24 protein-coding genes are annotated in these 24,073 nt (G+C 40.7%); 13 read left to right on the top strand and 11 right to left on the bottom strand.

Annotated features, from left to right (window positions below; translation table 11 throughout):
* Window positions 1-87 precede the first annotated feature (87 nt).
* The 4 genes from PTT44_RS05025 to PTT44_RS05010 form a co-directional block, all read right to left on the bottom strand.
* The gene (locus tag PTT44_RS05025; protein WP_168158829.1) at window positions 88-693 is read right to left on the bottom strand and encodes a regulatory protein RecX; all 606 of its coding nucleotides are present in this window, start codon (window positions 691-693) and stop codon (window positions 88-90) included.
* Window positions 694-799: 106 nt separating this feature from the next.
* On the bottom strand, window positions 800-1,843 hold the full coding sequence (gene recA, locus PTT44_RS05020) for a recombinase RecA (RefSeq protein WP_005401034.1): 1,044 nt from the start codon (window positions 1,841-1,843) through the stop codon (window positions 800-802).
* Between the two features lie 114 nt (window positions 1,844-1,957).
* A complete protein-coding gene (locus PTT44_RS05015) occupies window positions 1,958-2,401 on the bottom strand; it encodes an RNA-binding S4 domain-containing protein (RefSeq protein WP_004696588.1) in 444 nt (147 codons plus the stop codon).
* On the bottom strand, window positions 2,394-3,068 hold the full coding sequence (locus tag PTT44_RS05010; protein WP_273795554.1) for an HAD-IA family hydrolase: 675 nt from the start codon (window positions 3,066-3,068) through the stop codon (window positions 2,394-2,396). The genes PTT44_RS05015 and PTT44_RS05010 overlap by 8 nt, the downstream gene beginning before the upstream one ends.
* 653 nt (window positions 3,069-3,721) lie before the next feature.
* Here PTT44_RS05010 and PTT44_RS05005 point away from each other — a divergent pair.
* From PTT44_RS05005 to PTT44_RS04990, 4 genes are all read left to right on the top strand, one after another.
* Complete coding sequence (locus tag PTT44_RS05005; RefSeq protein WP_004696593.1) at window positions 3,722-3,967, top strand: hypothetical protein; 246 nt, start codon at window positions 3,722-3,724, stop codon at window positions 3,965-3,967.
* 321 nt (window positions 3,968-4,288) lie between these two features.
* On the top strand, window positions 4,289-4,540 hold the full coding sequence (locus PTT44_RS05000; RefSeq protein ID WP_125273307.1) for a hypothetical protein: 252 nt from the start codon (window positions 4,289-4,291) through the stop codon (window positions 4,538-4,540).
* 498 nt (window positions 4,541-5,038) lie between these two features.
* Entirely contained in the window at window positions 5,039-5,893 is an 855-nt protein-coding gene (locus PTT44_RS04995) for a 3'(2'),5'-bisphosphate nucleotidase CysQ family protein (RefSeq protein WP_168158828.1), read from the top strand.
* Window positions 5,894-5,947: 54 nt separating this feature from the next.
* Window positions 5,948-6,679: a histidine phosphatase family protein gene (locus PTT44_RS04990; RefSeq protein WP_159128723.1), complete on the top strand. Its 732-nt coding sequence runs from the start codon at window positions 5,948-5,950 to the stop codon at window positions 6,677-6,679.
* Between the two features lie 137 nt (window positions 6,680-6,816).
* Here PTT44_RS04990 and PTT44_RS04985 read toward each other — a convergent pair whose 3' ends face one another.
* On the bottom strand, window positions 6,817-7,257 hold the full coding sequence (locus PTT44_RS04985; protein ID WP_004981895.1) for a hypothetical protein: 441 nt from the start codon (window positions 7,255-7,257) through the stop codon (window positions 6,817-6,819).
* 468 nt (window positions 7,258-7,725) lie between these two features.
* Here PTT44_RS04985 and PTT44_RS04980 point away from each other — a divergent pair, with 468 nt between their 5' ends.
* Window positions 7,726-10,341 (top strand): M66 family metalloprotease, encoded by a 2,616-nt coding sequence (locus PTT44_RS04980; RefSeq protein ID WP_273795556.1) that lies wholly within the window; start codon window positions 7,726-7,728, stop codon window positions 10,339-10,341.
* Window positions 10,342-10,572: 231 nt separating this feature from the next.
* Here the strand turns inward: PTT44_RS04980 and rpsT are convergent, their stop codons facing one another.
* Window positions 10,573-10,839, bottom strand: a complete 267-nt coding sequence (rpsT, locus tag PTT44_RS04975; protein WP_004696602.1) for a 30S ribosomal protein S20 — start codon at window positions 10,837-10,839, stop codon at window positions 10,573-10,575.
* Between the two features lie 213 nt (window positions 10,840-11,052).
* Between rpsT and PTT44_RS04970 the strand changes: the two genes are divergently transcribed.
* From PTT44_RS04970 to PTT44_RS04960, 3 genes are read left to right on the top strand one after another with little or no spacing between them, the layout of a single operon-like run.
* Complete coding sequence (locus tag PTT44_RS04970) at window positions 11,053-11,718, top strand: nucleoside-diphosphate sugar epimerase (RefSeq protein WP_094148188.1); 666 nt, start codon at window positions 11,053-11,055, stop codon at window positions 11,716-11,718.
* A gap of 8 nt (window positions 11,719-11,726) precedes the next feature.
* The gene (gene rraA, locus PTT44_RS04965; RefSeq protein WP_062033117.1) at window positions 11,727-12,239 is read left to right on the top strand and encodes a ribonuclease E activity regulator RraA; all 513 of its coding nucleotides are present in this window, start codon (window positions 11,727-11,729) and stop codon (window positions 12,237-12,239) included.
* A 49-nt stretch (window positions 12,240-12,288) separates the two neighbouring features.
* Window positions 12,289-13,068 (top strand): glutathione S-transferase N-terminal domain-containing protein, encoded by a 780-nt coding sequence (locus PTT44_RS04960; RefSeq protein ID WP_094148189.1) that lies wholly within the window; start codon window positions 12,289-12,291, stop codon window positions 13,066-13,068.
* Between the two features lie 158 nt (window positions 13,069-13,226).
* Here PTT44_RS04960 and PTT44_RS04955 read toward each other — a convergent pair whose 3' ends face one another.
* Both PTT44_RS04955 and PTT44_RS04950 read right to left on the bottom strand, forming a co-directional pair.
* Window positions 13,227-14,138, bottom strand: a complete 912-nt coding sequence (locus PTT44_RS04955) for an alpha/beta fold hydrolase (protein ID WP_168158826.1) — start codon at window positions 14,136-14,138, stop codon at window positions 13,227-13,229.
* 22 nt (window positions 14,139-14,160) lie between these two features.
* Window positions 14,161-14,700: a PadR family transcriptional regulator gene (locus PTT44_RS04950; protein WP_039890479.1), complete on the bottom strand. Its 540-nt coding sequence runs from the start codon at window positions 14,698-14,700 to the stop codon at window positions 14,161-14,163.
* A 169-nt stretch (window positions 14,701-14,869) separates the two neighbouring features.
* On the opposite strand from PTT44_RS04950, the gene PTT44_RS04945 reads away from it, so the two are divergent.
* The 3 genes from PTT44_RS04945 (at window position 14,870) to PTT44_RS04935 (ending at window position 18,678) form a co-directional block, all read left to right on the top strand.
* Entirely contained in the window at window positions 14,870-16,894 is a 2,025-nt protein-coding gene (locus PTT44_RS04945) for an NADPH-dependent 2,4-dienoyl-CoA reductase (protein WP_168158825.1), read from the top strand.
* A 191-nt stretch (window positions 16,895-17,085) separates the two neighbouring features.
* A complete protein-coding gene (locus tag PTT44_RS04940) occupies window positions 17,086-17,499 on the top strand; it encodes a nuclear transport factor 2 family protein (protein WP_168158824.1) in 414 nt (137 codons plus the stop codon).
* 81 nt (window positions 17,500-17,580) lie between these two features.
* On the top strand, window positions 17,581-18,678 hold the full coding sequence (locus tag PTT44_RS04935; protein WP_168158823.1) for a YheT family hydrolase: 1,098 nt from the start codon (window positions 17,581-17,583) through the stop codon (window positions 18,676-18,678).
* Between the two features lie 60 nt (window positions 18,679-18,738).
* Here the strand turns inward: PTT44_RS04935 and PTT44_RS04930 are convergent, their stop codons facing one another.
* Together PTT44_RS04930 and dkgB are read right to left on the bottom strand one after the other, a co-directional pair.
* A complete protein-coding gene (locus tag PTT44_RS04930) occupies window positions 18,739-19,908 on the bottom strand; it encodes an MFS transporter (RefSeq protein ID WP_168158822.1) in 1,170 nt (389 codons plus the stop codon).
* An 8-nt stretch (window positions 19,909-19,916) separates the two neighbouring features.
* Complete coding sequence (gene dkgB, locus PTT44_RS04925) at window positions 19,917-20,723, bottom strand: 2,5-didehydrogluconate reductase DkgB (RefSeq protein ID WP_168158821.1); 807 nt, start codon at window positions 20,721-20,723, stop codon at window positions 19,917-19,919.
* A gap of 110 nt (window positions 20,724-20,833) precedes the next feature.
* Here dkgB and PTT44_RS04920 point away from each other — a divergent pair, with 110 nt between their 5' ends.
* Window positions 20,834-21,724, top strand: a complete 891-nt coding sequence (locus PTT44_RS04920) for a LysR family transcriptional regulator (RefSeq protein ID WP_168158820.1) — start codon at window positions 20,834-20,836, stop codon at window positions 21,722-21,724.
* Window positions 21,725-21,782: 58 nt separating this feature from the next.
* On the opposite strand, the gene PTT44_RS04915 is transcribed toward PTT44_RS04920, so the two are convergent.
* Complete coding sequence (locus PTT44_RS04915; RefSeq protein WP_004696625.1) at window positions 21,783-22,184, bottom strand: hypothetical protein; 402 nt, start codon at window positions 22,182-22,184, stop codon at window positions 21,783-21,785.
* Window positions 22,185-22,410: 226 nt separating this feature from the next.
* On the opposite strand from PTT44_RS04915, the gene PTT44_RS04910 reads away from it, so the two are divergent.
* Window positions 22,411-24,051: a CTP synthase gene (locus PTT44_RS04910; protein ID WP_168158819.1), complete on the top strand. Its 1,641-nt coding sequence runs from the start codon at window positions 22,411-22,413 to the stop codon at window positions 24,049-24,051.
* Window positions 24,052-24,073 lie beyond the last annotated feature (22 nt).

Below are 24,073 nucleotides of genomic sequence, written 5' to 3'. Positions count from 1 at the left end.
TTAATAGATGATAAGCCTGTTTACGTTTTCTTGATATAGCTAGATGACAGATTAACCATGTGTGGGCTAGTGCAGGTAAATAGCCGTTTAATCTTCCACTTTTCTAGAAATCGCTTTCATAATCGCGTCCATTTCAAAGCCACGATACATTAAAAAACGGATTTGCTTGGCTTTTAGTTTTGGATCTGTTGCGACCTCAATTCCATACTTTCTAACTTTGAGTTGATAGGCTTGTTCGACCCAATCTGTTTCTTTTAGTTCTTCTAAAATTAAACCAGTGTCAATCTTTTTAGTTTTAAGCGCCAGTTTAATGCGATTAGGGCCTTTGCCTTTACGCTTTTGGCTCGATAAAGTGATCTCAGCCACACGTTGATCACTCTGATAGTTTTGTGCTGAAAGCTCTTCAACCAGTTTAATCACTTCTTCGCGGTGCATTGCCCATGTGGCCAATTTTTCAATCAATTCTGCTTTTGAATATTCCTTACGTGTTAATACAGCAAAGGCATAAGAGCGTAGACGGGAACCTGTTAAACCTGTGGGTTTGGGTTGATTCTCTTCATCAAAATCTAAAGCAGCAGCAGTTTCTTGTGTTACCAGCGTGTGACCGTATTGAGTAGCAGGGGGATCTTCCTCGCCAAATTGTTGTTTGAGAGCATCATAGTCAAGGAGTTTAGGGAATTTTGAGTTAGGCATAATCGGCTATGAAATGAATCTGAATAAGCAAAACGCCCCGTAGGGCGTTTCTTAGTGTAAGCCTAAATGTCGTGTAATAACATTTAATCTTTTTAGATACTTTTAATTAAGCATCTAAAAAGTCTGGCTCTTCTTCATTCTCTTCTACAGGCGCAGCGTTTGCAGTCGTCAGTAGTTTTTCTCGAATGATTTTCTCAATGGTTTCAGCCAACTGAGGGTTTTCTTCAAGGTGACGGATCACATTATTTTTACCTTGACCAATTTTATCACCTTGGTATGAATACCAAGCACCTGCTTTTTGTACGATTTCTTGTTGAACAGCCAGGTCTACAAGTTCGCCCAAGTGGTTGACGCCTTTACCATATAGGATTTGGAAGAGCGCTTCGCGGAATGGAGGTGCCATTTTGTTTTTGACAACTTTTACTTTGGTTTCAGAACCAACGATTTCATCGCCTTCTTTGACCTGACCTACGCGACGAATGTCTAAACGCACAGATGCATAGAATTTCAACGCATTACCACCAGTTGTGGTTTCAGGGCTACCAAACATTACACCAATTTTCATACGAATTTGGTTAATGAAAATTACCATACAGTTTGAACGTTTTGCATTACCTGTAATTTTACGTAATGCTTGGCTCATTAAACGCGCTTGGAGGCCCATGTGCGAGTCGCCCATTTCACCTTCAATTTCCGCACGTGGTGTCAATGCTGCAACAGAGTCGACAACGATGAGGTCAATGGCACCAGAGCGAACCAGCATGTCTGCAATTTCAAGTGCTTGTTCACCATGGTCAGGCTGAGAAACCAAGAGGTTGTCAATATCTACGCCAAGTTTACGCGCATACTGTGGGTCTAAAGCGTGTTCTGCATCGATAAATGCACATGTACCACCTGCTTTTTGACATTCGGCAATCGCTTGTAAAGTCATGGTTGTTTTACCTGAAGATTCAGGACCATAAATCTCAACGATACGACCTTTCGGTAAGCCGCCAATGCCTAGTGCAATATCAAGTGTCAAAGAACCCGTTGATACCGCTTCAACAGCTTGTACGGTGTTATCGCCAAGACGCATTACTGTGTTTTTACCAAACTGTTTTTCAATTTGGCTTAGCGCAGCATTGAGCGCCTTGCTTTTATTATCATCCATCTTACAACCTCAAAACGATGTCACGGATATTTACTGAATATGCTCAGTATAGTGACAGATTTAGTCTGTATCTTCTATAAAAGTCAGATCGTGTGCGACACAATATGACGCATGTCATTCATCATCATTATAAGACCAATATTGGTCAAATTGTTGATCATTTTCTTGTCTAAACTTACTGATATCGCGTCGGTCTTTTTTACTTGGACGATGATCAGGTCGAGCTAGATTATGCAACTTTCTTTGGCTTGCAATCAATTCCCGTCGTGTAATACTGACTTCAGTTTCTTCATATAATTTTTGTGCAACAGGAGCGGGGCCACGCACGTCAGAGAGTTCTTTGATCACTACGGTTTTCTTGTCAATACCTTGTTGTATGGTGAGTTCCATTCCAACCCGAACTTCTCTTGACACTTTGACACGTTCGCCATTGTGGTGAACTTTGCCCCCCTCAATTGCATTTTTGGCAATGGAGCGCGTTTTAAAAAAGCGTGCTGCCCATAACCATTTGTCAATGCGCATGCCTACAGCATCTTCCGCTAAAGTGGATTTACGCATATTTGGCCGTGACCTCAGCTTGCTCTAAATAAGGAATTAAATCGGTGAGCTGATTTAAGATCGGATAAGGGCTGGATGTCTTGCTTAGACCTAGTGATGAGGGTTGAGCAATGGTAAATAGGTTTTGAATACCATAACTTTCAGCACCTTTTAATACTTTTTCGGTGTCATCGATAAAGTAGCATTGTTTGGCTGCAAAAGGATGGCGTTCATGGAGATGTTGCCAAAACTCAGTAAACTCCTTGGCATGACCGAGGGTTTCGCTGCTAATAATGACATCGAAATATGAGGCTAGTTTTGTGTGTTCGAGTTTGAACTTGAGTCCCTCACAGTCCGCATTAGTGGCAAGCCAGCAAGGGTAGCCGTTACTTTTTAAATAGTCGAGAAGTTCAAGACAGCCTTCACGCAGGCCAACTTTGTGCTTAAATTCCTGCTGCAAAGCGAGCGTATCTACGCCAACTTTAGCTGTCCAAAAGCGCGTAGAATACCAATTGAGTGTGTGATTATGAGTTTTATAAAACTGAAACAGCGCTTGAGTACTTTGTTCTAAAGAGCACTGGTGTTGTTCAGCATAACGGATAGGAAGCTGATGATTCCAAATAAAATCATCATAGGCAAGATCCAGTAATGTACCGTCCATATCAAAAATGATAATTGGCTTTTCCACTCAAAAAATCTCCAATGTTTCAAAATTCAGCAATGGCTATAAAAAACAGTTAGCAGCCGATCTAGCAGTTTTGCTTTATGCAAATATGGCGTAATTATAGCGTATAGCTGCATAAGATGACGGATTTGCATAGCCCATTGTCAGAAATTGAAGAATACGGGATCTCAATTTTTTAAGTAAGAGCATATAAGATGTGTTAATCGCACATTGATCCACAGCAATATTGAACTTCAGCATAAGGAATGATTCATCTTATGGAGAAGGAAGAGTTTTTGTAAACATCCGATGAGAGCGCTTAGCGCTGTAATTATTATGGAAAATCTCTACTGTTGCTGCTGACCTAAATCAGCCATGGATTACAATGGACAGCATCATTAGTTTTGGTCAGCTTTTCAGCTCTCATGTCTATTTAATCTATTTCATCAAATGTTCATTTTACATCGATACCATTAACACCACCTGAGGGTGATTTTTTATGTTTTAAGCTAAATTTAAATCACTTCAACTGATGGAGAAAGATTCGTTGTATACAGCCCAGCGCAATAAAAGTAAGTTTTCTGACAAAAATAAAAAATAAAGTGGTTTTTCTGGTTATTTACACAAGAATCGGTTAAAAAAGATGTGGCGAATGAGAATAAAATAGAGAGGAATGGATGAGTGAATTAAATTTAGATTTTTTAGATGAAACCTTAGATAAATATGAAGCAAAAGGTAAAAAAAAGGCCATTAAAAAAATCCGTATTGGTTATATGCTTTATGCAAAATTTATGTCGAATAAAAAATTTGCAGAAAATGTAATGAGTTCATCTTTAGATCCAAATAAGCGGACTTATCGTAATACCAAGATTAAAATTACGCATGATGAATATGAGTTAACCTTTTTACGTAATGATGATTAAGTATTCAATTGTGATAAAAAAGCCTTAAGGTTTCATTTATTTGAAATATTTGGGCTGTAGAGTGTGTGGCATAAAGAAATGAAAATATAATAATTAGATGATGTTTGTGCAGTTAAACCTGTTTATTTGGAGAGAGGTAAACAGGTTTTTTATTATAATAACTTTCTGGTCTGAGTGATTACAGACAAAAACCCCGATTTGTTTTCATACTGATCGGGTTTTTATTTTTCTATTGAAATGAAAATAGTGAGAAAGATGATTTCTGACATCTTTTGATCATATTATTCATGGATAATCTTTTTTATTTTGAGTTGCTTCGATATGTCAATTGTTACTGCAAATGAACTAGACGATATTCTAAAAGAATTAATTTCCAAAAATAAAAAGCCTGAAAAGATTTTGATTGGTTATAAAGCATATAGCGAGCTTATGAATGACCGAAAGTTTTTGCATGAAGTCGCTAGTTCGGCTATGGATCCGAATAAAAGAAAGTATCAAAGGATTAAGATCAAAGTGACGCAGGATGAGTATCAATTAGAAGTGAAGTGTTCAGATAAAAATGAGTCGCTGTAAAGTAATTTAAAAAAACTGGAGAAAGAGTGCATTTTTTAATTGATGTATTTTAAATGCAGGTTTATACTACACTCGAAATTAAAGCGCTGTAGCTTTTCTTGTTTTATATCCCACGCTCCCATGCGTGGGATTTTTTTGCGCGATGATTTTTCATAAAGAAAGTACTTGGATGTACAAAAGCGCTGAAAAGAAATTAAGAATGAGTACAAATTAGAAACGGTCAGCTTGTGACTTTCTCTAGTCTCAATATTTTAGGTGTGGGTAAAGGTAAAGTCAGGTTGATTGGACCACTCAACCCAAAGTCAAAAGAAGAATTGGAATTGAGTGATATTTCCTGAGTGTCTTAGGCGTATAATATTTTTAAGGCAGTGTTGAAAAAGTGTTCGCGTGTTCTCCTCTGAGGTGACTGTATACCGTTGAATACGAGGCGCTCAGCATGCTGCTATCCCAATAGATAAACTTCTCGATCTATAACTTAATGAATAAAAAGGCGGTCTCATGTTTAAGCCCACAACTGCACCTCAAGATGCGCTGATATTGCAACTTGTACCGATTGTGACTCAGGCATGTGAGATTTTACGAGCAGAGTATCAAGCTTATGTTGCAGGTGGTGATTTTACAGTTGAACGAAAATCCGATCATTCACCCGTCACGCAAGCGGACTATCGCGTCAATCAATTTATTACCGATGCTTTAAATAATACCTTCCCTCATTTGCCTGTTCTTTCTGAAGAAGGTCAGCATGCGCATAGACAGCAGTGGCAGTCTTTTTGGATGCTTGATCCTTTAGATGGTACCAAAGAATTTTTGCATCAACGTCCTGAATTCACCATTAATCTCAGTCTTATCGAGGGTGCGCATACAACTTTTGCTGTGCTGGCTATTCCTTGTGAACAGCAAATTTACTTCTGTCCACTACAAGGTCAGCCTTTAAAATACAATATTGAAAAAGACGTATGGTCTGAATATGTTCCAGTTGAAAACCACAGTGCTGTTCAAGTCGGCTTAAGTCAAAGTAGTCAGAGTAAGCCGCAGTATCAAGTATATTTAGAGCAGTTGGAAAAACTTACGCCTATTCAAGAGTATCGCGCTGGGAGTGCATATAAGTTCTGTATGGTGTTGGAAGATCGAGTCGATATTTACCCGCGCTTTCACCCAACGAGTGAGTGGGATACCAGTGCTGGACAGTGTTTATTGGAGCGGATCGGTGGTGGTTTGGTTGATTTTCAGGGACGACCATTCGTATATAACCAAAGATTGAGTTTATTGAATGGCGGTTTTATTGCATATCGAAATAACGATATGAAAAAACTGGCATTACAAGCACTTGAACTAATGCCTTCGTCGGCTTGAGCTAAAAACTGAGCGTGCTATAGTGTTTTTTGAATTATTGAGTTGCTAGTGATTATGGCCTTAGAGTTACTCCCGCCTAGTATGTTGAAGGCAATCGATTTATTGCCAGATGCAAAAACGCCAGTGACGTTGTTTACACGTCATTCCATTCGTGAAGTTGTTACGGGTCAGGGGCTTGCAGGCTATGATTTACAGTTGACGCATCAAGGGCGAGATTTGGCGGAGGCGTGGGGTTCCTATCTGATCGATAATACGGATCGAGTGATACAACACTGTATTTCTAGCCCAATTCAACGTTGTATTGATACCGCTGCGCTAATGATTCAAGGGGCAGATGGACAAACCCTTGAGCCGAATACCCACCGTATTGAAATTATCGAACAAGGTTTATTGGTTGAGCCAGGTAGTTTTGTTTTGGATATTAAGCAAGCTGGGCCTTATTTTCAGCGTCAAGGCGCTTTAGGGTTTATTAATAGCTTTGTGAATAATGCCTTACCCGGTATGAAGCATCCGATTCATGGCGTCGTAGATGTATTGGAGCTTATATATAACACGCATCCGAACAATCCTTATGGTTTGAGCCTTGCGGTCAGTCATGACACTATTTTAGCCGCAATTTTGGCGGTTATTTCAGGGCGCACGATTGTGACCAAAGAAGACTGGCCGAAAATGATGGAAGGTCTTTTCGTATGGTTTGAGGGAGATGTGTTTTTGGAATCAAAATTGAAATGGATTTGGCGTGGGGAAATTAATGAACTGAATATTCATGAATTTCAAAATCTGTAAGTGCTTTTTTTATTAATAAAAAAATCAGCTATAAATCTCGTTCATTCATTTAGGCGGTCATTTGAACGAAAAAAAGAATATACGAGATTTATAGATCGATCATTCGTCAACTTTATTAAATGCTATACCGCATCAGTTTAAATTTTTGCTTTGAGTCGATTAGGAAAGTCGAGCAAGTCGATACTTAGGCCTTCATCATTTAAAGGCCATAATGAGGTATTCACCGCTACGCTGTGCTGATGAATGCGATTGTATTTATCTGCAGCAATGAGCGTGGCAATCTCATGATTCGAAAGGGTATAAGCATTGACAACATCGGCTGGATATTGAGTGCGGTCATAAAACTCAGCTTCCGTTTCTCCTTGATGCAGTGCAAAAATACGTTCAATTGCAGGTAAATAGACACCATAGCCTAACCACGCGTCAACGCCCTGAGAAGCCTGAATTTCTGCGGTTCCGCGCATATTTGAGATGACTTTGGCGAGTATGTCTTTTTCACCTTTGGCATGAAAATACTCAATATATTGTTGTTCTGTCAGTTGGAATTTTTCAAGTGTTGGAAGAAATTTATTAATCATGCTATTCCCCAGTAGAACATTCTATGTGGTTTCATTATAAGAAAACAGAATACCATAATTTATTTATGGGATTTTAATTTTAATCATTTTGGATTTAAAAATTAAAATAAGCTACATGCTTACAAAGAAAATTAATTGAAATATATTTTTTTTATTGATTGACAAATATTGGCACTATATTGGTGCAAATTTAAATGTATAACTCATCATTATTTTTCATAAATTCAAGCCCTGTCACAGAACTTTTATTTTTCGGGCATTAGTTTCAAGACCGATAAAAAATATGTCCTGAAGTGACAAATTATGTAAATTGAATATGTATAGAAAATAGTGTTAAATAATTAAGCTTTTGATTTATATAAATTATTAATGGTTTCTTAATTTTTATTTGTGACTATTTTGGGGGAAGATGTGAAAAGTGTGAATGAGTTCTTGTATTGCAAGCTAAGTCTTTGCGTTGTAACACTGATGTTAGCTGCGTGTGGTGGAGAAAGTGGAACCGAAAACTCTACAACGTCTGTAGTGAAAACCTATGCTGAACCTACACAGGATGTGGCTGATGGAAATACATTGGGTTATTTTGATTACGATGCAAACTCAAGAACACGTATGATACGAAATGACTTAACTGGTAACTTCGAAGCAATGCTGCAATTTGGTCAGAGTCATGTGGTTGATCCAAATGGTAATGAAAGTAAAAAAATGCCGCGTCTGACGATGGAAAAAGAAGCGCTATTGTTAGTTACGCCAACTGATAGCATGGGGAAAATTGATGGTCTGAGTGCTGATATTTACATGAATAATCAGTTGCTCCGCACAGTTACATTTAACGATCCAACTCAGATTCCTCAGTCTGATCAAACCAATACCGATGAGCGTGCGCGTGTGCAATATAGTAAGCGTGCGTGGAGTGCTCAACTCAATTGGGATGAGATACGTCCAGGTTTGCGTATTCAGCTCAAAGATTCTCTTGGACGTCAGGGGCAAATCGCGGAAGATAAAATTGATTTTGCCTCTCCGGGAGAGTTGGTCTTAAATAATATTCGTATCGGCATGTTAACTGCTCCCCCTGTTTCCAATGGTCACTATATGCTGAATGATCCTGTTCGGGCAGGTTCAGATTACTTTCAAACGATTCCAGCTGCTGAAATGACCGTTGCAAAATATGATGATATTCAGTTAGATCGCGTCATGATTGCAGACGGGACCATTTACGATACTGTAAGTGTTAGCCAAGGCGGGGTTTATGATGGTGACATGCGTGAAAACGTGGGTAAGTCGACATTTAGCGTGGGCATTAACCTAGCAAACTGGGGCATTACCAGTGCTTCGATGGCAAGTCAGAATCAACCACAGTTAACCCAAACCGTAGTTGCGCACCATAGTCGTGGAAAATATGCCAATGGCGAAAGTAATCATGGTTTAAGTGGTGGTAATGGCATGCTGACGTTGTATGATTCGGTTGGAAATGAGTTTAGTCATGAAATTGGACATCACTATGGACTGGGGCATTATCCTGGGCAGGCGGGTGATAACCAGTTTTGGACTTCACATCATGCAGACAGTGGTTGGGGTTATATTCCGTATCGTAATATGATGCGGGGTAATTTGATTTGGAATAATAAGGATTTATGGGCTGCTTCTACAGGAATTGCAAATTTCTTAGCTTTATATCCACATAGCCGAGATGCAATGTCTGGTGGTTATGCATCAAGCTCAGTTTCACGTTATACCCACTATACGGGCTATAGCACTTATTTAAAAATTCAACCGCACTTTAACCGTTATGTGTGGGACAAGACTTCACCGACGGGTTATAAAAAATGGAATGAAGTAACACGACAGATGGAAGTGGCTCAACCTACTATGCCAGATTCTGCTGCACCTGTTTGGTATCAACCAAAGCAAAACTATTTACGCCCACGTGTGTTTGGTGAGCCTGTAGTGACCATTTTGGGTGGCTATGACCCTGTTGCGCAGGTTGGGTTACTCTATCCTGCAGCACGTTCAAATTGGGGCAATGTCTATGATTTACCTGCTGCAGATACTGCGTTAAATCAGGATGCATGTTGGTTAAATGTACAGTATCCAAATACAGTGACCAATATTGCACTGGCTCCGACACGATTAGGTAGTAATGCCAATAAATTACATGTCAATTTAGCGCTTGCAGATCATCCTCAGAAAGTTGATTTATATTGTAAGCAGGTCAATGCTGCTGCCAAATTATTATCGACGACAGTGATTCCCCAATATGCTACGGCTATTACGCCTGCAGTTAAGATTGGTAAAGCACAGGGTTATAAAGCCTTACGCGATGTAGAGTTGCCTCTACTTGAGCGAGAGCTACTGAATCAGGCGGCGAACAATCTTATTGTTTTGTCACCAAACGGTTTAATGCTTTATCAGGCTTATAAATCGTATAAAAATGAGATGAGTTTAGCTGCACAGCAGGTACTTGAGCGTTATGAAGAGCAAGAAACTAGATGGATGCGTTTAAATCGTTGGGTAAATGTTTATTATGATGATTTGGCCAAAGATGTACCTGCTGCGATTGATGCACTCAAGGCTTTTATCAAACAGCTGGGTTTACAACAAGATGACCCACTTGCACAAAGTGGATTGTTAAAAAATAACAAGAATTGCTTGAAAACAGAGCTGGCATCTAACCAAAAAATGGATGTTTACATTAGTGGTCCATCGGCTTGTACTGCTGATGATACCGAGCAGTGGGTTTATGACAGTTTAGGACGTATCCATAGTAAAGCGGCTATGGGACAATGTTTAACGGGTAATGGAGGAAGTGCTAAAGTCACCTTGACTGACTGTGTGGCGAATAATACAGCACAAGTGTGGTCAATGGATGCGACGACGTCTGCTATTAAACAATCAGGACAGTGCTTAGATCTAAACTCGGGTAATTTGGTAAATAACCGTCAGATTGCAATTCGATATGGCTGCTCTGGAAATAATAATCAAAGATGGACAATGCTGAACCAAAATACAAGCTTGATTTTAGCTGGGGCAACATCAAGAAATATTGGTATTTTAGTGAAAAACCTGAAAACTCAATCTTTGAATTAAACCACTGCTCATCTCGCACATGATTTAACATGAAATGAAAGGAGCTCCCTAAAGGGGGCTTTTTTTGTAAGTAGATGTTCTCGTGGGTGCGAGAGACGGCTGATGGATTGTATTTGGGTTTTAAGTTGTATTCTTAGGTAGCAGATGTATTGGAAAAGGTATAGGCGTTAGAAAGTTCAAAAAATAGATACAAAAAAAGCCCTTTAAAAAGGGCTTTTTTTAATGCATAAATTAGTTAGCTAAAGCTTTAACTTGTGCATTTAAACGGCTCTTATGACGAGCAGCTTTGTTCTTATGGATGATGCCTTTATCAGCCATACGGTCGATTACTGGTACAGCAGTTTTGTATGCTTCAGAAGCAACTGCGTAATCACCAGCAGCGATAGCAGCTACTGTACGTTTGATGTAAGTACGAACCATAGAACGTAAGCTTGCGTTGTGTTTGCGTGCTTTAACGTTTTGACGAGCACGTTTTTTAGCTTGAGCAGAGTTTGCCACTCGTGCACTCCTTGAAATAGATTGGTCTGGGCGGGCTGAAATTCAAACTGAAAACCACATCAGAAGAACAATCACCAGCCCGTAAACAAGTGGCATATTTTGATTAATATACGCAGTGAAGTCAAGTCTTGACATGCTTTGACTATATTTAAGATACATAAAAATTCTAAAGAAAAGGTAAGATTAGCCATCTGCATGGGAGTTTGTATAAAAATGACACAAAATATAGAACAAGCGATTGTGATTGGAGCAACGGGTTTGGTGGGCTTAAACCTGATTCAACAATTACAACAACTGCCAAGTTGTAGCAAAATACTGGCTGTGGTCAGAAAGCATAATGTGCAGCTCGATCACTATGACAAAGTTCAGCAACTGGAGCTGGATGATTTTTTATTACTTAACCATGAAGATGTTCAGGGCTACAGTCATGCTTTTAGTTGTTTGGGGACGACTTTAAAGAAAGCTGGCTCAAAAGAGCAGTTTTATGCCATCGACTATGTGGTGAATGCACATTTTGCTGAGTTGTTTGTTTTGACCAAAACCCATTATGTGTTGATCAGTGCCTTGGGTGCGCAAGCCAATTCAAAAATTTTCTATAATCGCGTCAAAGGTGAGCTTGAAGAGACTATTCGAGGACTCGATTTATATAAGGTCAGTATTTTGCAGCCATCCTTACTGATCGGACAGCGTAATGAAGGTCGCATGTTGGAAGATATATTCCAAAAGGCTTATACCAAACTATCGCATTTTATACCAAAGCATTTTAAATATAAGCCAGTGACAGCAGAACAAGTGGCTCATACTATGGTCGAGGCTGCCCAAACGCAGACCGAGAAATTTGAAATATATGATAATTTACGCATACAAAAGACAAAATGAGGGGAAGTGTGGTGACGACAGCATTTGTGACATGCGATTTATTGGATGATCATCCTGAACTTGATTTACAAGTGGTCAGCCCATCGATGGATGGTAAGTTCTTTAGGAGCTATGGTGCACGTAAAACCTTTGGTGGTGAGGTGGTTACGGTTAAATGCTTTGAAGATAACTCTCGGGTGAAAGAGCTGTTAGCAACAGATGGTACGGGTAAAGTATTGGTTGTGGATGGTGGCGCTTCGATGCGCTGTGCCTTGATGGGAGACTTAATTGCAGAGTCAGCAGTCAAAAATCACTGGAATGGTGTGGTGATTTATGGCTGTGTCCGTGATGTAGATGCCATTGCTGAACTAGATTTAGGTGTGCATGCTTTAGCCGCCATTCCACAAAAAAGTAATCGTAAGGGTGTAGGAGAAGTTGATATCAGCCTGCATTTTGGTGGTGTCACCATTCAATCAGGTCATTATCTCTATGCGGATAATAACGGCATTGTCATTGCAAAAGAAAAACTGGTCGATGCATAAGTAGCAACCAGACTCATAATAACATCAACAAAAGATATGGACCTGTAATATGGTGAAGCATCAAATTAAAGTGATTCAGGCTCTTTTTTCGGGGCTTGCGCAAGGTGGGCGTGGTGTAACTGGAACGCCGCATCCTAAACAACCTAAACAACCTTTAAAGCTCTATGAGTTTGAAGGCTCGCCATATTGTCGTCGTGTGCGTGAAGTACTGACTTTGTTGAACTTGGATTATGAAGTGTATCCATGTCCTAAGGGTGGAACTAAATATCGTCCTTTGGTGAAACAGTTGGGTGGAAAAACCCAATTTCCTTTTTTACTCGATGAGAACACTGACACCAAGCTGTACGAATCTGAAGATATTATTCACTACTTGTTTGAACAGTATGGACGCAGTGGTAAAACACCGAAAAAGTATGCACATTATCCCAAAACACCTTATGTTGCTTATGTTGGGACATTGGTAAATGGTGCGAGTGGGGTGTGGATCAACAAGAGTATTAAAGATCGCGTAGCGCCAGAACAGCTGTTACAACTTTGGGGATTTGAAGCCAGTCCTTATACTAGGATTGTCCGTGGTTTACTGACCGAGTTGGAACTCCCTTTTAAGTTTCATAATGTGCCTAAAGAACGTTGGCAAGATCAAGGCCCAGCAGTACTGCGTTTAAAGCCGGGCAAGTATGTACCTTTGGCAGGTGGAAAGCGTGAGCAAGTCATGCAGGTGATGGGGCGTGATATTCAAGTGCCATATTTGGTTGATCCGAATACAGAAACGGCTTTGTTTGAGTCGGCAGATATTGTTGCTTATCTCAAGCAGACCTATGCAGCATAAGAAAAAGGCATCTAATTAGAGATGCCTTTTTTAATTCCTAAACATTGGTGTTTTATAGGGTTGATCTGATTTTTTGTCATTACAATGGAATGATTAAGTGTGTTTATCTTCAGCTGTTATAAAAATATTCATCATTTGGCTGATAATACGGCATGCATTTAAATATTCGTGGCGTTGAGGAAACGTGTAATTTCTTGGGAGAATTTGCGCGGTTCACTCAATAAAGGCGTATGCCCAGATTTTTTAAAGATCACCGTTTTGGCATGCGGTACGCTTGAGGCAATCAGCTTTTGTCCTTGAGCAGGATAAAGTTTAGAGTCTTCACCAATAAAAAATGTAGCTGGTCGGTCAAGCTGACGGAGGGCACTGCGATAGTCTTCTTGATGGTCAAGATAATTTTGAATATACCAAGCCATATAGTCTAAACGCTGGATCGGGAGCATGAATTTTTGCAAGTATGGCTGTTGAAATGCTTTTTGAAATAAGGCCGCAGTTCGAGATGGTGTGGCTTGTAGTTGAAGAAAAGCCAACCATTGTTTAACCAGTTCTGTACGCATAGACGCTGTTAAGTCTGAGACCAAACGGTACTGTGCATTTTGGGCCAATAGATCTGCAATGTTTTGTAGGATGACTTTGAAGTCAGCATGCTTTTCAGCAAATAAACCATGTGGCCAGTCTGCATCTACGCTAATCTTGGGAGTTTGGTCAATGTGTAAATAGCTACTGATATGGTCTTGAAAGCGACCATATTGCATACCATGCATGGCTGTCGTGGCGCCCATAGAATAGGCAATCACATGGAATGCTGTATCAGCATATTGATTTAGAAAGCAGTTTAAATCTTGCCAGTGGCTGGAAATTGCATCCAGTGTGGGAATTTTGCACTGTGCTGAACCACCAAAACCCCGCCAGTCAGGAATGTAAAAGCGGTACTTTTTACGGTGTTGATATAAAAAAGGCAGCCATTGCCAACTTTGCATCCCTAAGCCAGATAAAACCAGTACAGGTGTGCCTTGTCCAAATTCTCGAACATAGAGTTTTTCGCCATCTGGCATTAAATAATGTGGCATGGTCCATCCTTTGCGTGGCTTATTATTTTTCGAAGTTTTTAAGCGCTGGAATCATGGTCTCTAGCCACTCAATCCAACCACATTCTAAATTAATTCCAAGTTGTAAAATCATTTTATGAATATATAAGGTACGATCATTTTCTTCAGCATGACCAAAGTCTTTGGCAAAAATACTTTGGTAGATCTGCAATTTTTCTTTGTGTAGGATCAGATGGCGTTCAAGTTCAGGCAAAACTGTATTGCCACCAAGCTGAGCCTCAACACGCAGTCTCACCATCAGTTCTTCACGGAGCTGGGCAGGTGGGCTTTGCTTTACTAACCAGTCCGCAAGTTCTGTACGTCCAAGCTGTTCTGCTTGATAGGTTTTTTTACGCGAGGTAGCACCATCATCTTCTACTGTTGAAATCCAGCCTTTGCTCTGCATAGCGCTGAGTTCTCTATATATCTGTTGATGTGTTGCATTCCAAAAGAAGCCCATTGAACGGTCAAAACGACGCGCTAACTCAATACCTGTGCTTGGTTTTTCAATCAAACTGGTCAATAAAACATGAGCTAATGACATTTCGGTAATATTTCGCAAATAAAATGGACGTAGAGTCATTATGCAACATGTTGCATAAAAAACAAATCTCGATTATAAAGATAAACATTATGCAACTTGTTGCATTAAATAATTTGATCTAACCTTGTATTTAAAATACCAGCCAGCGAAAGCACGCCAAGGAGTACACATGTCTAATTATCCGCATTTGCTTGCGCCTTTAGATTTAGGCTTTACCACATTAAAAAACCGCGTATTAATGGGATCTATGCACGTTGGACTTGAAGAAGTTGAAGGTGGTTATGATCGCATGGCGGCATTTTATGCAGAGCGTGCCGCTGGCGGTGTAGGGCTAATCGTAACAGGTGGTATTTCACCGAATGATCATGGTGTGACTTTTCACGGTGGTTCTAAGTTAGATACTTTAGAAGAAGCGGAAAAGCATAAAGTCATCACACAAGCCGTACATGATGCGGGTGGTAAAATTGCATTACAGATTTTACATACAGGTCGTTATTCTTATCAGGCTGAAAACGTTGCACCTTCTGCAATTCAAGCACCGATTAACCCAGTAAAACCTCATGCTTTGACTTCTGCTGAAGTGAATCAGACTATTGCAGACTTTGTAAATTGTGCAAAATTGTCGAAAATCGCTGGCTATGATGGTGTTGAAATCATGGGCTCAGAAGGCTACTTAATCAATGAATTCATTGCGGCACGTACCAATCATCGTGATGATGAATGGGGTGGAAGCTATGAAAACCGTATTCGTTTCCCGATTGAAATCGTAAAACGCACTCGTGCAGAAGTTGGTGAAAACTTTATTATTATTTATCGTCTTTCAATGTTGGATTTGGTTGAAGGTGGTTCGACTTTAGAAGAAGTGATTCAGCTTGCCAAAGAAATTGAAAAGGCGGGTGCAACCATTATCAATACAGGTATTGGTTGGCATGAAGCGCGTATTCCAACGATTGCAACCAAAGTGCCACGTGCGGCATTTACATGGGTGACCAAGAAGCTAAAAGGTTCGGTTCAGATTCCTTTAGTGACGTCTAACCGTATTAATACCCCTGAAATGGCTGAACATGTTTTGGCTCAGGGTGATGCGGATATGGTGTCGATGGCACGCCCAATGCTTGCAGATGCTGAGTTTGTACTCAAAGCAGAACAAGGCCGTAGTGATGAAATCAATACGTGTATTGGTTGTAACCAAGCCTGTTTGGATCAAATTTTCTCCATGCAAATTGCGACGTGTTTAGTCAATCCACGTGCATGCTATGAAACTGAACTGATCTTTAAAGAAAGTGCAGTTAAGAAAAATATTGCGGTGATTGGTGCTGGGCCTGCAGGTTTGAGTTTTGCGACTTATGCTGCTGACCGCGGGCATCAAGTAACTGTTTTTGATACAGCTAGTCAGATTGGTGGTCAGTTTAATATTGCGAAGACTATTCCTGGTAAAGAAGAGTTTTACGAAACACTGCGTTATTTCAAACGTAAAATTGAATTACAACCCAATATCAAATTGGTGCTGAATCATACCGCAACTTATGAGGAACTGAGCGCTGAAAATTATGATGACATTGTGGTTGCAACAGGTGTTACTCCACGTGAGCTGACTATTGAAGGGATTGATCACCCGAAAGTGTTGAGCTATATCGAAGTTCTACGTGAGCGTAAGCCTGTTGGTAAAAAAGTCGCGATTATTGGTGCGGGTGGTATTGGTTTCGATACAGCAGAATACTTAAGCCATGAAGGTGAAAGCGGTAGTTTAAACCCACAAAAATTCTATGATGAGTGGGGAATCGATACCAGCTATGCACATGTCGGTGGCTTAAAACAGCCAGTCTTGGAGCAATCGGATCGTGAAATTTACCTTCTACAGCGTAAAGCGAAGGCAGTCGGTGCAAGCTTAGGTAAAACCACGGGTTGGATTCACCGCACAGGGCTAAAACATCGCGATGTAAAAATGATTGCAGGTGCAAGCTACGACAAAATTGATGATCAAGGTCTCCACATTACAGTGAATGATCAGCCAGCGGTTTTAGAGGTTGATCACGTGATTATCTGTGCAGGACAAGAGTCTTATACTGCAATGTACGACCAATTAAAAGCCGATGGTAAAAATGTGCATTTGATTGGTGGTGCGAAAGAAGCAGGTGAGTTGGATGCGAAGCGTGCGATTCGTCAAGGCGCTGAACTGGCTGCGACCATTTAATCGATAACAATAATTTATCAGCTTAAAATTTGTAATAAAGCTCCCTCTCCTATACGGAGAGGGTTTGGGAGAGACATTTTCCAAAATATTATCTTTTCCCTCGTGTTGCCTTTTCCATGAAACGTATGTGGTGTAAGAGAAGGTGCCTTTATTGCAGATTTGAGTAGATTCACTTTCATAAGGACATAAGAATGAGTTTAGCAACAACAAAACAAGCATTGGTACGCTGGCATGATATGGTCACGACTCGTGATATGAGCATCTTAAATGAGCTTTTAGCAGAAGATGTCGTGTTCCGTTCACCGGTGGCATTTAATCCTTATCCGGGTAAGCAAGTGGTTTTTTTTATTTTAAGTAATGTGATTCAGGTTTTTGAAAACTTTACTTACCACCGTGAATTTTTTACAGAAGATGGTTTAAGTGTCGTCCTTGAGTTTTCTGCCAATGTCGGCGAAAAAAAGCTCAAAGGGATTGACATGATTCGTTTTAATGAGCAAGGTCAAATTGTAGATTTTGAAGTGATGATCCGTCCTAAATCGGGGTTAGAGGCCTTGGCTGTACAAATGGGACGGCGAATGGCAGCTTTTGCACCTCAAGCTGGATGATAAACGTGTGACTTGTTATTTATAGTTAGGCACGAAAATTGATGCATCACCAAGAAAGATAGGAAAAAAGAAGGTACTGATATGAATGCTGTGTTCAGTTTGCTAAACCAATTAAGCCAAACGGCGTGGGATCGAGTGACTGGTGCGGAACAACCGAAGCTCTATATTAATCCGAAAGGGCAAATTCAAGAGACTGTTGGGGCGCTTACACAGCTTCAAGAAAAGTACCGACCAACACCGTGGTTATCCAACACGCATGCCCATCTTTTGTATTTTGATGTGATTCGTAAGCGTCGGATTCAATTGGAATACGATCATTTTGATCAGTTAGAGATGCAAGACGGTGGGGTCACTGGCATTATGTGGTTCGGTTATGACTTGCCTGAAGCGACGCCAACGGTTGTGGTTATGCATACGATTACAGGCTCTCCTGAAAGTATGCGTGAGGTGGTGCGTGACTTAAATCGCTATACGGGTTGGCGTGTTGCACTGTGCTTACGCCGTGGACATGCAGACCTTCCAATGCCTGTACCCAAAATGAATCTTTTCGGTTCAACCGATGATTTACGTGAGCAAATTGCCTTTATTCAAAGCACATTTCCAAGTTCAACGTTGTATGCGGTAGGCTCTTCTGCAGGAACGGGGCTTTTGGTGCGTTACTTAGGCGAAGAAGGGAGTCAAACCCCTTTTAAAGCGGCTTTTGCGCTGTGTCCGGGCTATAACACTGAGTTGGGTTTTGTCAATGTGCATCCCTTTTATAGTAAGGTCATGACTAAAAAGCTATTTAAGAAATTTATTTTTCCCTACCAACAAACGTGGCAACAAACAGCGTCTGTGTCGCAAGTCTTAATGACCAAAACCTTGGCTGAGTTTGAGTCGAGTTATTATGAAATGGCGGGTTTTGTGGACTATGACAGTTATAACCAAGCTACAAACCCAATCTATGTATTTGAAAATGTCACCATTCCATTGCTGATTTTAAATGCAGAGGATGATCCCGTTTGTCACATTAAAAATTTTGAACCGTATAAAGACATGATCCGTCAAATGCCGAATATTGCCGTTGTGACCACCAAAAAAGGCAGCCATTGTGGCTTCTATGAAGGGGCACTTAATACCGAGTCTTGGGCAACCAAGCTGATTGCGGACTTTTTGAAACTGGAACAACAAAAACACTAGATATAAAAAAGACCTACAGTTGTGTAGGTCTTTTTTTGATTGGTTCAGCAGTGTAAAGGCTTAAACGGCTTCACAGGCTTTCTTGCTAAGACCGAACTTCATTTGCAGTAAGACCAAGATCAAGGCCATAAAGCTGAGTGCGGCACCTGCATATGAAACTGCTGCATAGCTGAGTTGCATACTCAGTACCGTTGCACCTGCAAAGGCACCTAAGGCATTGCCTAAGTTAAACGCGCCAATGTTAACTGAAGAGGCGAGACCAGGCGCATCTGCTGCGACTGACATGACGCGCATTTGCAGTGGCGGTACTACCGCAAATGCTGCCGCACCCCAAATCACTAAGCCAATTGCCGCACCAACGGTTGTTTGCGCTAATACTGGGAAAACAAGCATCATCACCATTAAAAGTATAAGGAAGCCTATCAGGGTTTTCTCAAGGGATAGATCGGCAAACTTTCCACCCAAATGATTACCAATGGAGAAACCGATCCCGATTAACACCAACATTAAGGTGATGGTTTGCGGTGATGCCTGCATAAATACGTGTAGGCTCGGAGCAATGTAGGTATATAACGCAAACATGGCGCCCGCGCTCATGACTGTGGTTAATAAAGCAAGGACGACAGGCGCACGTGTTAAAACGCGCAATTCTTTTGCTACATTCGGTTTAACCACATCGTGATCTTGCGGGAGTGCTTTCCATAGTGCCAACATGGTCATAATGCCTAAGATTGAAATCGCAGCAAAAGCCATGCGCCAACTGGTATTCTGACTGAGCCACGTTGCAAGTGGCACACCGCCAATATTGGCAATGGTGAGACCCATAAACATCATGGCGACCGCACTGGCTTGTTTATCTTTAGGCACAACACTGGCTGCCACCACCGAACCTAAGCCAAAGAATGCACCATGGTTTAAACTGGTAATTAAACGTGCCCCCATGAGACTCATATAATCAGGTACAACGGTTGCCAACACATTCCCAATCGTAAAAATCGCCATCAATAGGATTAAAGCTGTTTTCTTAGGAAAGCGTGCCAGCCATAAGGTCATGAGCGGAGCCCCAATCATGACGCCTACTGCATAGGCACTAATCAGCAGTCCGGCTTGTGGAATTGAAACGGACAAATCATTGGCAATTTCAGGTAAAAAGCCCATGGGTGAAAACTCGGTGGTTCCAATGGCAAAAGCACCTACCGCAAGCGCCAAAAGTGGAAAATTAATTTTCATAGCGATGCTCAATCCCAAATCGGTGCTAATCCATCAGGATTAACTTCACGTTGATTTCGGTCTAATTGCGTAATTGCCATCATTTCTTCAGTCGACAGTTGAATCTCTTGCGCCTTTAAGTTGGACATTAAGTGTTCACGTTTGGTTGAAGACGGTATGACTGCAAAACCACGCTGTAATGCCCAAGCCAAACTAATTTGTGCAGTCGATACCTGATGCTGCTGCGCGATGTTCATTAAAACAGGATCATTCAAAACCTTACCGTAAGCCAGTGTCATATATGAAGTGACATCAATGTTTTGCGCTTGGAGGAAATCAACCAGTTGATGGTTTTGTAGGTAAGGACTGAGTTCAATTTGGTTGGTTGCGATGTTTTCCAGCCCAATACTCTCAATCGCCTGTTGAGTTAGCTCAATATTGAAGTTAGAAATACCAATGTGTTCGGTCAAACCTTGTTGTTTTGCCTCCAATAAGTTGTGCATGAGTTCTGTAATGCTCACACCTGTACTTGGGGCAGGCCAGTGGATCAAGGTTAGATTCACGGTATCGGTTTTTAGTTTATGCAAACTTTCTTTTAAGCTTGGAATCAATTTTTCTGCTGAGTAATTTTCCGTCCAGATTTTTGTGGTGAGAAAAAGATCTTGACGATTGATACCACTGAGTTCAATAGCTTGACCAACTTCAGCTTCATTCGCATAGATTTGAGCAGTATCGACCGCACGATAACCGACTTCTAGTGCAGTTTTCACAGACTGAATGACAGTGTCACCTGTTAAACGGAAAGTACCTAAGCCGAATTGAGGAACGATATTCATTTTTTACTCGATAACTTGTTTTATGGAATGAGGCTATTTTGTAGAAAAAAGACTTGCTTAAAAACTGGGTAATTTGCAAAATATTATTGACTATTAATCAATAATTAAACATGAAATCAACCATAGAAGAATTAACGGCTTTTGTGAGCATTGTTGATAGTGGCTCTATCGTTAAAGCTGCGCAGCAGTTGGATCAAACCACATCGGGTGTCAGCCGTGCCTTGCAACGTTTAGAGTCGAAGTTGAATGTGACGTTGCTGGAACGAACGACACGGAAGCTCAAGCTGACCTATGAAGGACAGCAGTTTTTGGCAAAGGCGCGTAAAATTTTACTGGATCTGACCGAAGCTGAAGAAAGTCTGCAAAATACTGATGCTGAGGCGTCTGGTTTAATTCGGATTGATTCAGCAACGCCTTTTGTACTGCATGTGATAGTGCCGCTGATTGAAGAATTTATGCAGCACTACCCAAAAATTGATATAGAAATTACCAATCACGATCAGGTTATAGACTTACTTGAACATAAAACCGATGTCGCGATTAGGTTTGGTGAGTTAGCGGATTCCAGCTTACATGCCAAGCTGCTTTGTAAAAGCCGTTTATATATTGTGGCTAGTCCTGTTTATGCGCAAAAACATAGTCTACCTAAAAATGCAGCAGAATTAAGCTCACATACTTTGCTTGGTTTTAGTCAGCCTGCACATTTAAATACGTGGCCTATTCAGTTGGAGGATGAGCCTTTAATTATTCAGGCTAAAATTAAATGTTCAAATGGTGAAACGGTTCGTCAGTTGGCATTGCAGGGGGCAGGGATTGCCTGTTTATCACGCTTTATGGTCGAGCAAGATATTCAAGATGGGCGGTTTATTGCTTTGTTGGAAGATCAAATTCAGATCAAAGAGCAGAAAATACATGCGGTCTACTATCAACAGAATTATGTGCCAAAGCGTATTCGCTTGTTTATCGACTTTCTTGCAGAAAAATTAAAAGCCTATTTATAAGCCAGCATTAAAAAAACCCGATATCAATCGGGTTTTTTAATCATCTAAATAGCGATGATTAGTTTTCTAAAGCTGGTGTCGCTGCTGCAATGGCTGCTGCAACCGCATCGTCTTCAGTTTGCGTATTTGGGTTTGTATTACTTGGACGTGCTTGCGTTGGTTTTTCTTCAGCTTTTGGTGCTTCTGCTTTAGGTGCAGGCTGAGCTGCTGGAGCAGGTGCTGGCGTTTCACGACGGATTTCAGTAGTTGTATTCGGCGTTTCTTCGCGAATCACTTCAACTTGCGCTGGAATCTCAGGCTCAGATGCTGCTAAAGGTTGAAGTTCAACAGTTTGTTGTTGCTCTGTAGTAACGACTTCAACTTGTTCTTGTTCATCTTCTTTAGGTGCTTCTTTCTTTACACATGCTGTTAATAGTAAGCCTGCTGCAATGGCACCACAAATTAAAAGTTTTTTATTCATAATTACATAAAATCGAGTGTTTGAAGGATCGCGCCATTATAACAGCAAAATGCAAGATGAAAATCCTATGAACTTAGCTTAATTTTATCTGCCAAATGCTGATAGAATATCCAATTGTTTATTGTTCTATGAATTGATGCGGATTGACTTTGCTTTATTGGTACAAGGTAAAGTAAAATTGCGCAACATTGCAGGCCGAATTAGGCTCGATTGTACGAGAAACCCAATGACCCATTTTATTTTCGTGACTGGTGGTGTAGTTTCATCACTAGGTAAAGGTATTTCAGCTGCTTCAGTTGCTGCGCTTTTAGAAGCCCGTGGATTAAAAGTAACCATGGTAAAAATGGATCCATACATTAATGTCGATCCAGGGACTATGAGCCCGTTCCAACATGGTGAAGTTTTTGTCACAGAGGATGGTGCAGAAACCGATTTAGACTTGGGTTATTACGAACGTTTCTTGCGTCATGCGAAAATGACCAAGTTAAATAACTTTACTTCTGGTCGCGTATACCAAGACGTTTTAAATAAAGAACGCCGTGGTGACTACCTTGGTGGAACTGTTCAAGTTATTCCACATATTACAGACAACATCAAAGAACGTGTACTTCGCGCAGGCGAAGGTTATGACGTTGCGATTGTTGAAATTGGCGGCACAGTAGGTGACATTGAATCTCTCCCATTCATGGAATCTGTACGTCAACTTATGGTTGAACTAGGTCATAAGCGCACTATGCTTATGCACTTAACTTTGCTTCCATATATCAAATCTGCGGCAGAGTTGAAAACTAAACCAACTCAGCACTCGGTAAAAGAATTGTTATCGATTGGTATTCAGCCTGACATTTTAATTTGTCGTACTGAATATGATGTTGATGCAGACACGACCCGTAAAATTGCCTTGTTCACAAACGTTGAAGCACGTGCAGTTGTGGTGTGTAAAGATGCGCGCAGCATTTACCAAATTCCGCGTACATTCTATGAGCAAAATGTTGACGACTTAATCTGTGAACGTTTTGGTTTCAATGACTTGCCTGAAGCTGATTTAACAGATTGGGACAATGTTGTAGAAGCGCTACTAAACCCTGAATACACGGTTCGTGTTGCAATGGTTGGTAAGTATGTTGAACTTCCAGATGCGTATAAGTCTGTGAATGAAGCGCTTTTACATGCGGGCATTCAAAATCGCGTTAAAGTTCAAATTGACTATGTCAATGCTGAAGAACTTGAAAGCCAAGATGTCAATGAAGTATTGAAAGATATGGATGCAATCTTGGTACCGGGTGGTTTTGGTGAACGTGGTACTGAAGGGAAAATGCAAGCGATTAAATTCGCACGTGAAAACGGTGTTCCATTCTTGGGTATCTGTTTAGGTATGCAGTTGGCTGTGATCGAATATGCACGTAATGTCGTGGGTATTAGTGACGCGAGTTCGACTGAATTCAACCGTTCGACTAAGTCTCCATTGATTGGTCTAATCACTGAATGGTTAGATGAGCGTGGTGAAGTTCAACAGCGTAATGTTGACTCTGATCTTGGCGGTACGATGCGTCTTGGTGCTCAAAAATCAGAATTGGTTGAAGGGACTAAAACACGTGAAGTGTATGGTTCAGCAGATATTATTGAACGTCACCGTCACCGTTATGAGATGAATAACCGTTTTATTCCAGCGCTTGAAGAAGCTGGCATGAAAATTTCGGGCTATTCACCTGTACAGCACTTAGTAGAAACAGTTGAAATTCCTCAACATCCTTGGTTTATTGCTGTACAATTCCACCCGGAATTTACAAGTTCACCACGTGATGGACACCCATTATTTGCTAGTTTTATTGATGCTGCGAAAGCACAGTACAAAAAAGCGAAGTAATTTGGGTTAAGCAATAAACTAG

This window comes from Acinetobacter sp. Gutcm_16 (genome assembly GCF_028649355.1).
In the GTDB taxonomy this organism is placed as follows: domain Bacteria; phylum Pseudomonadota; class Gammaproteobacteria; order Pseudomonadales; family Moraxellaceae; genus Acinetobacter; species Acinetobacter johnsonii.
This window is presented reverse-complemented; position numbering and strand designations above follow the sequence as displayed.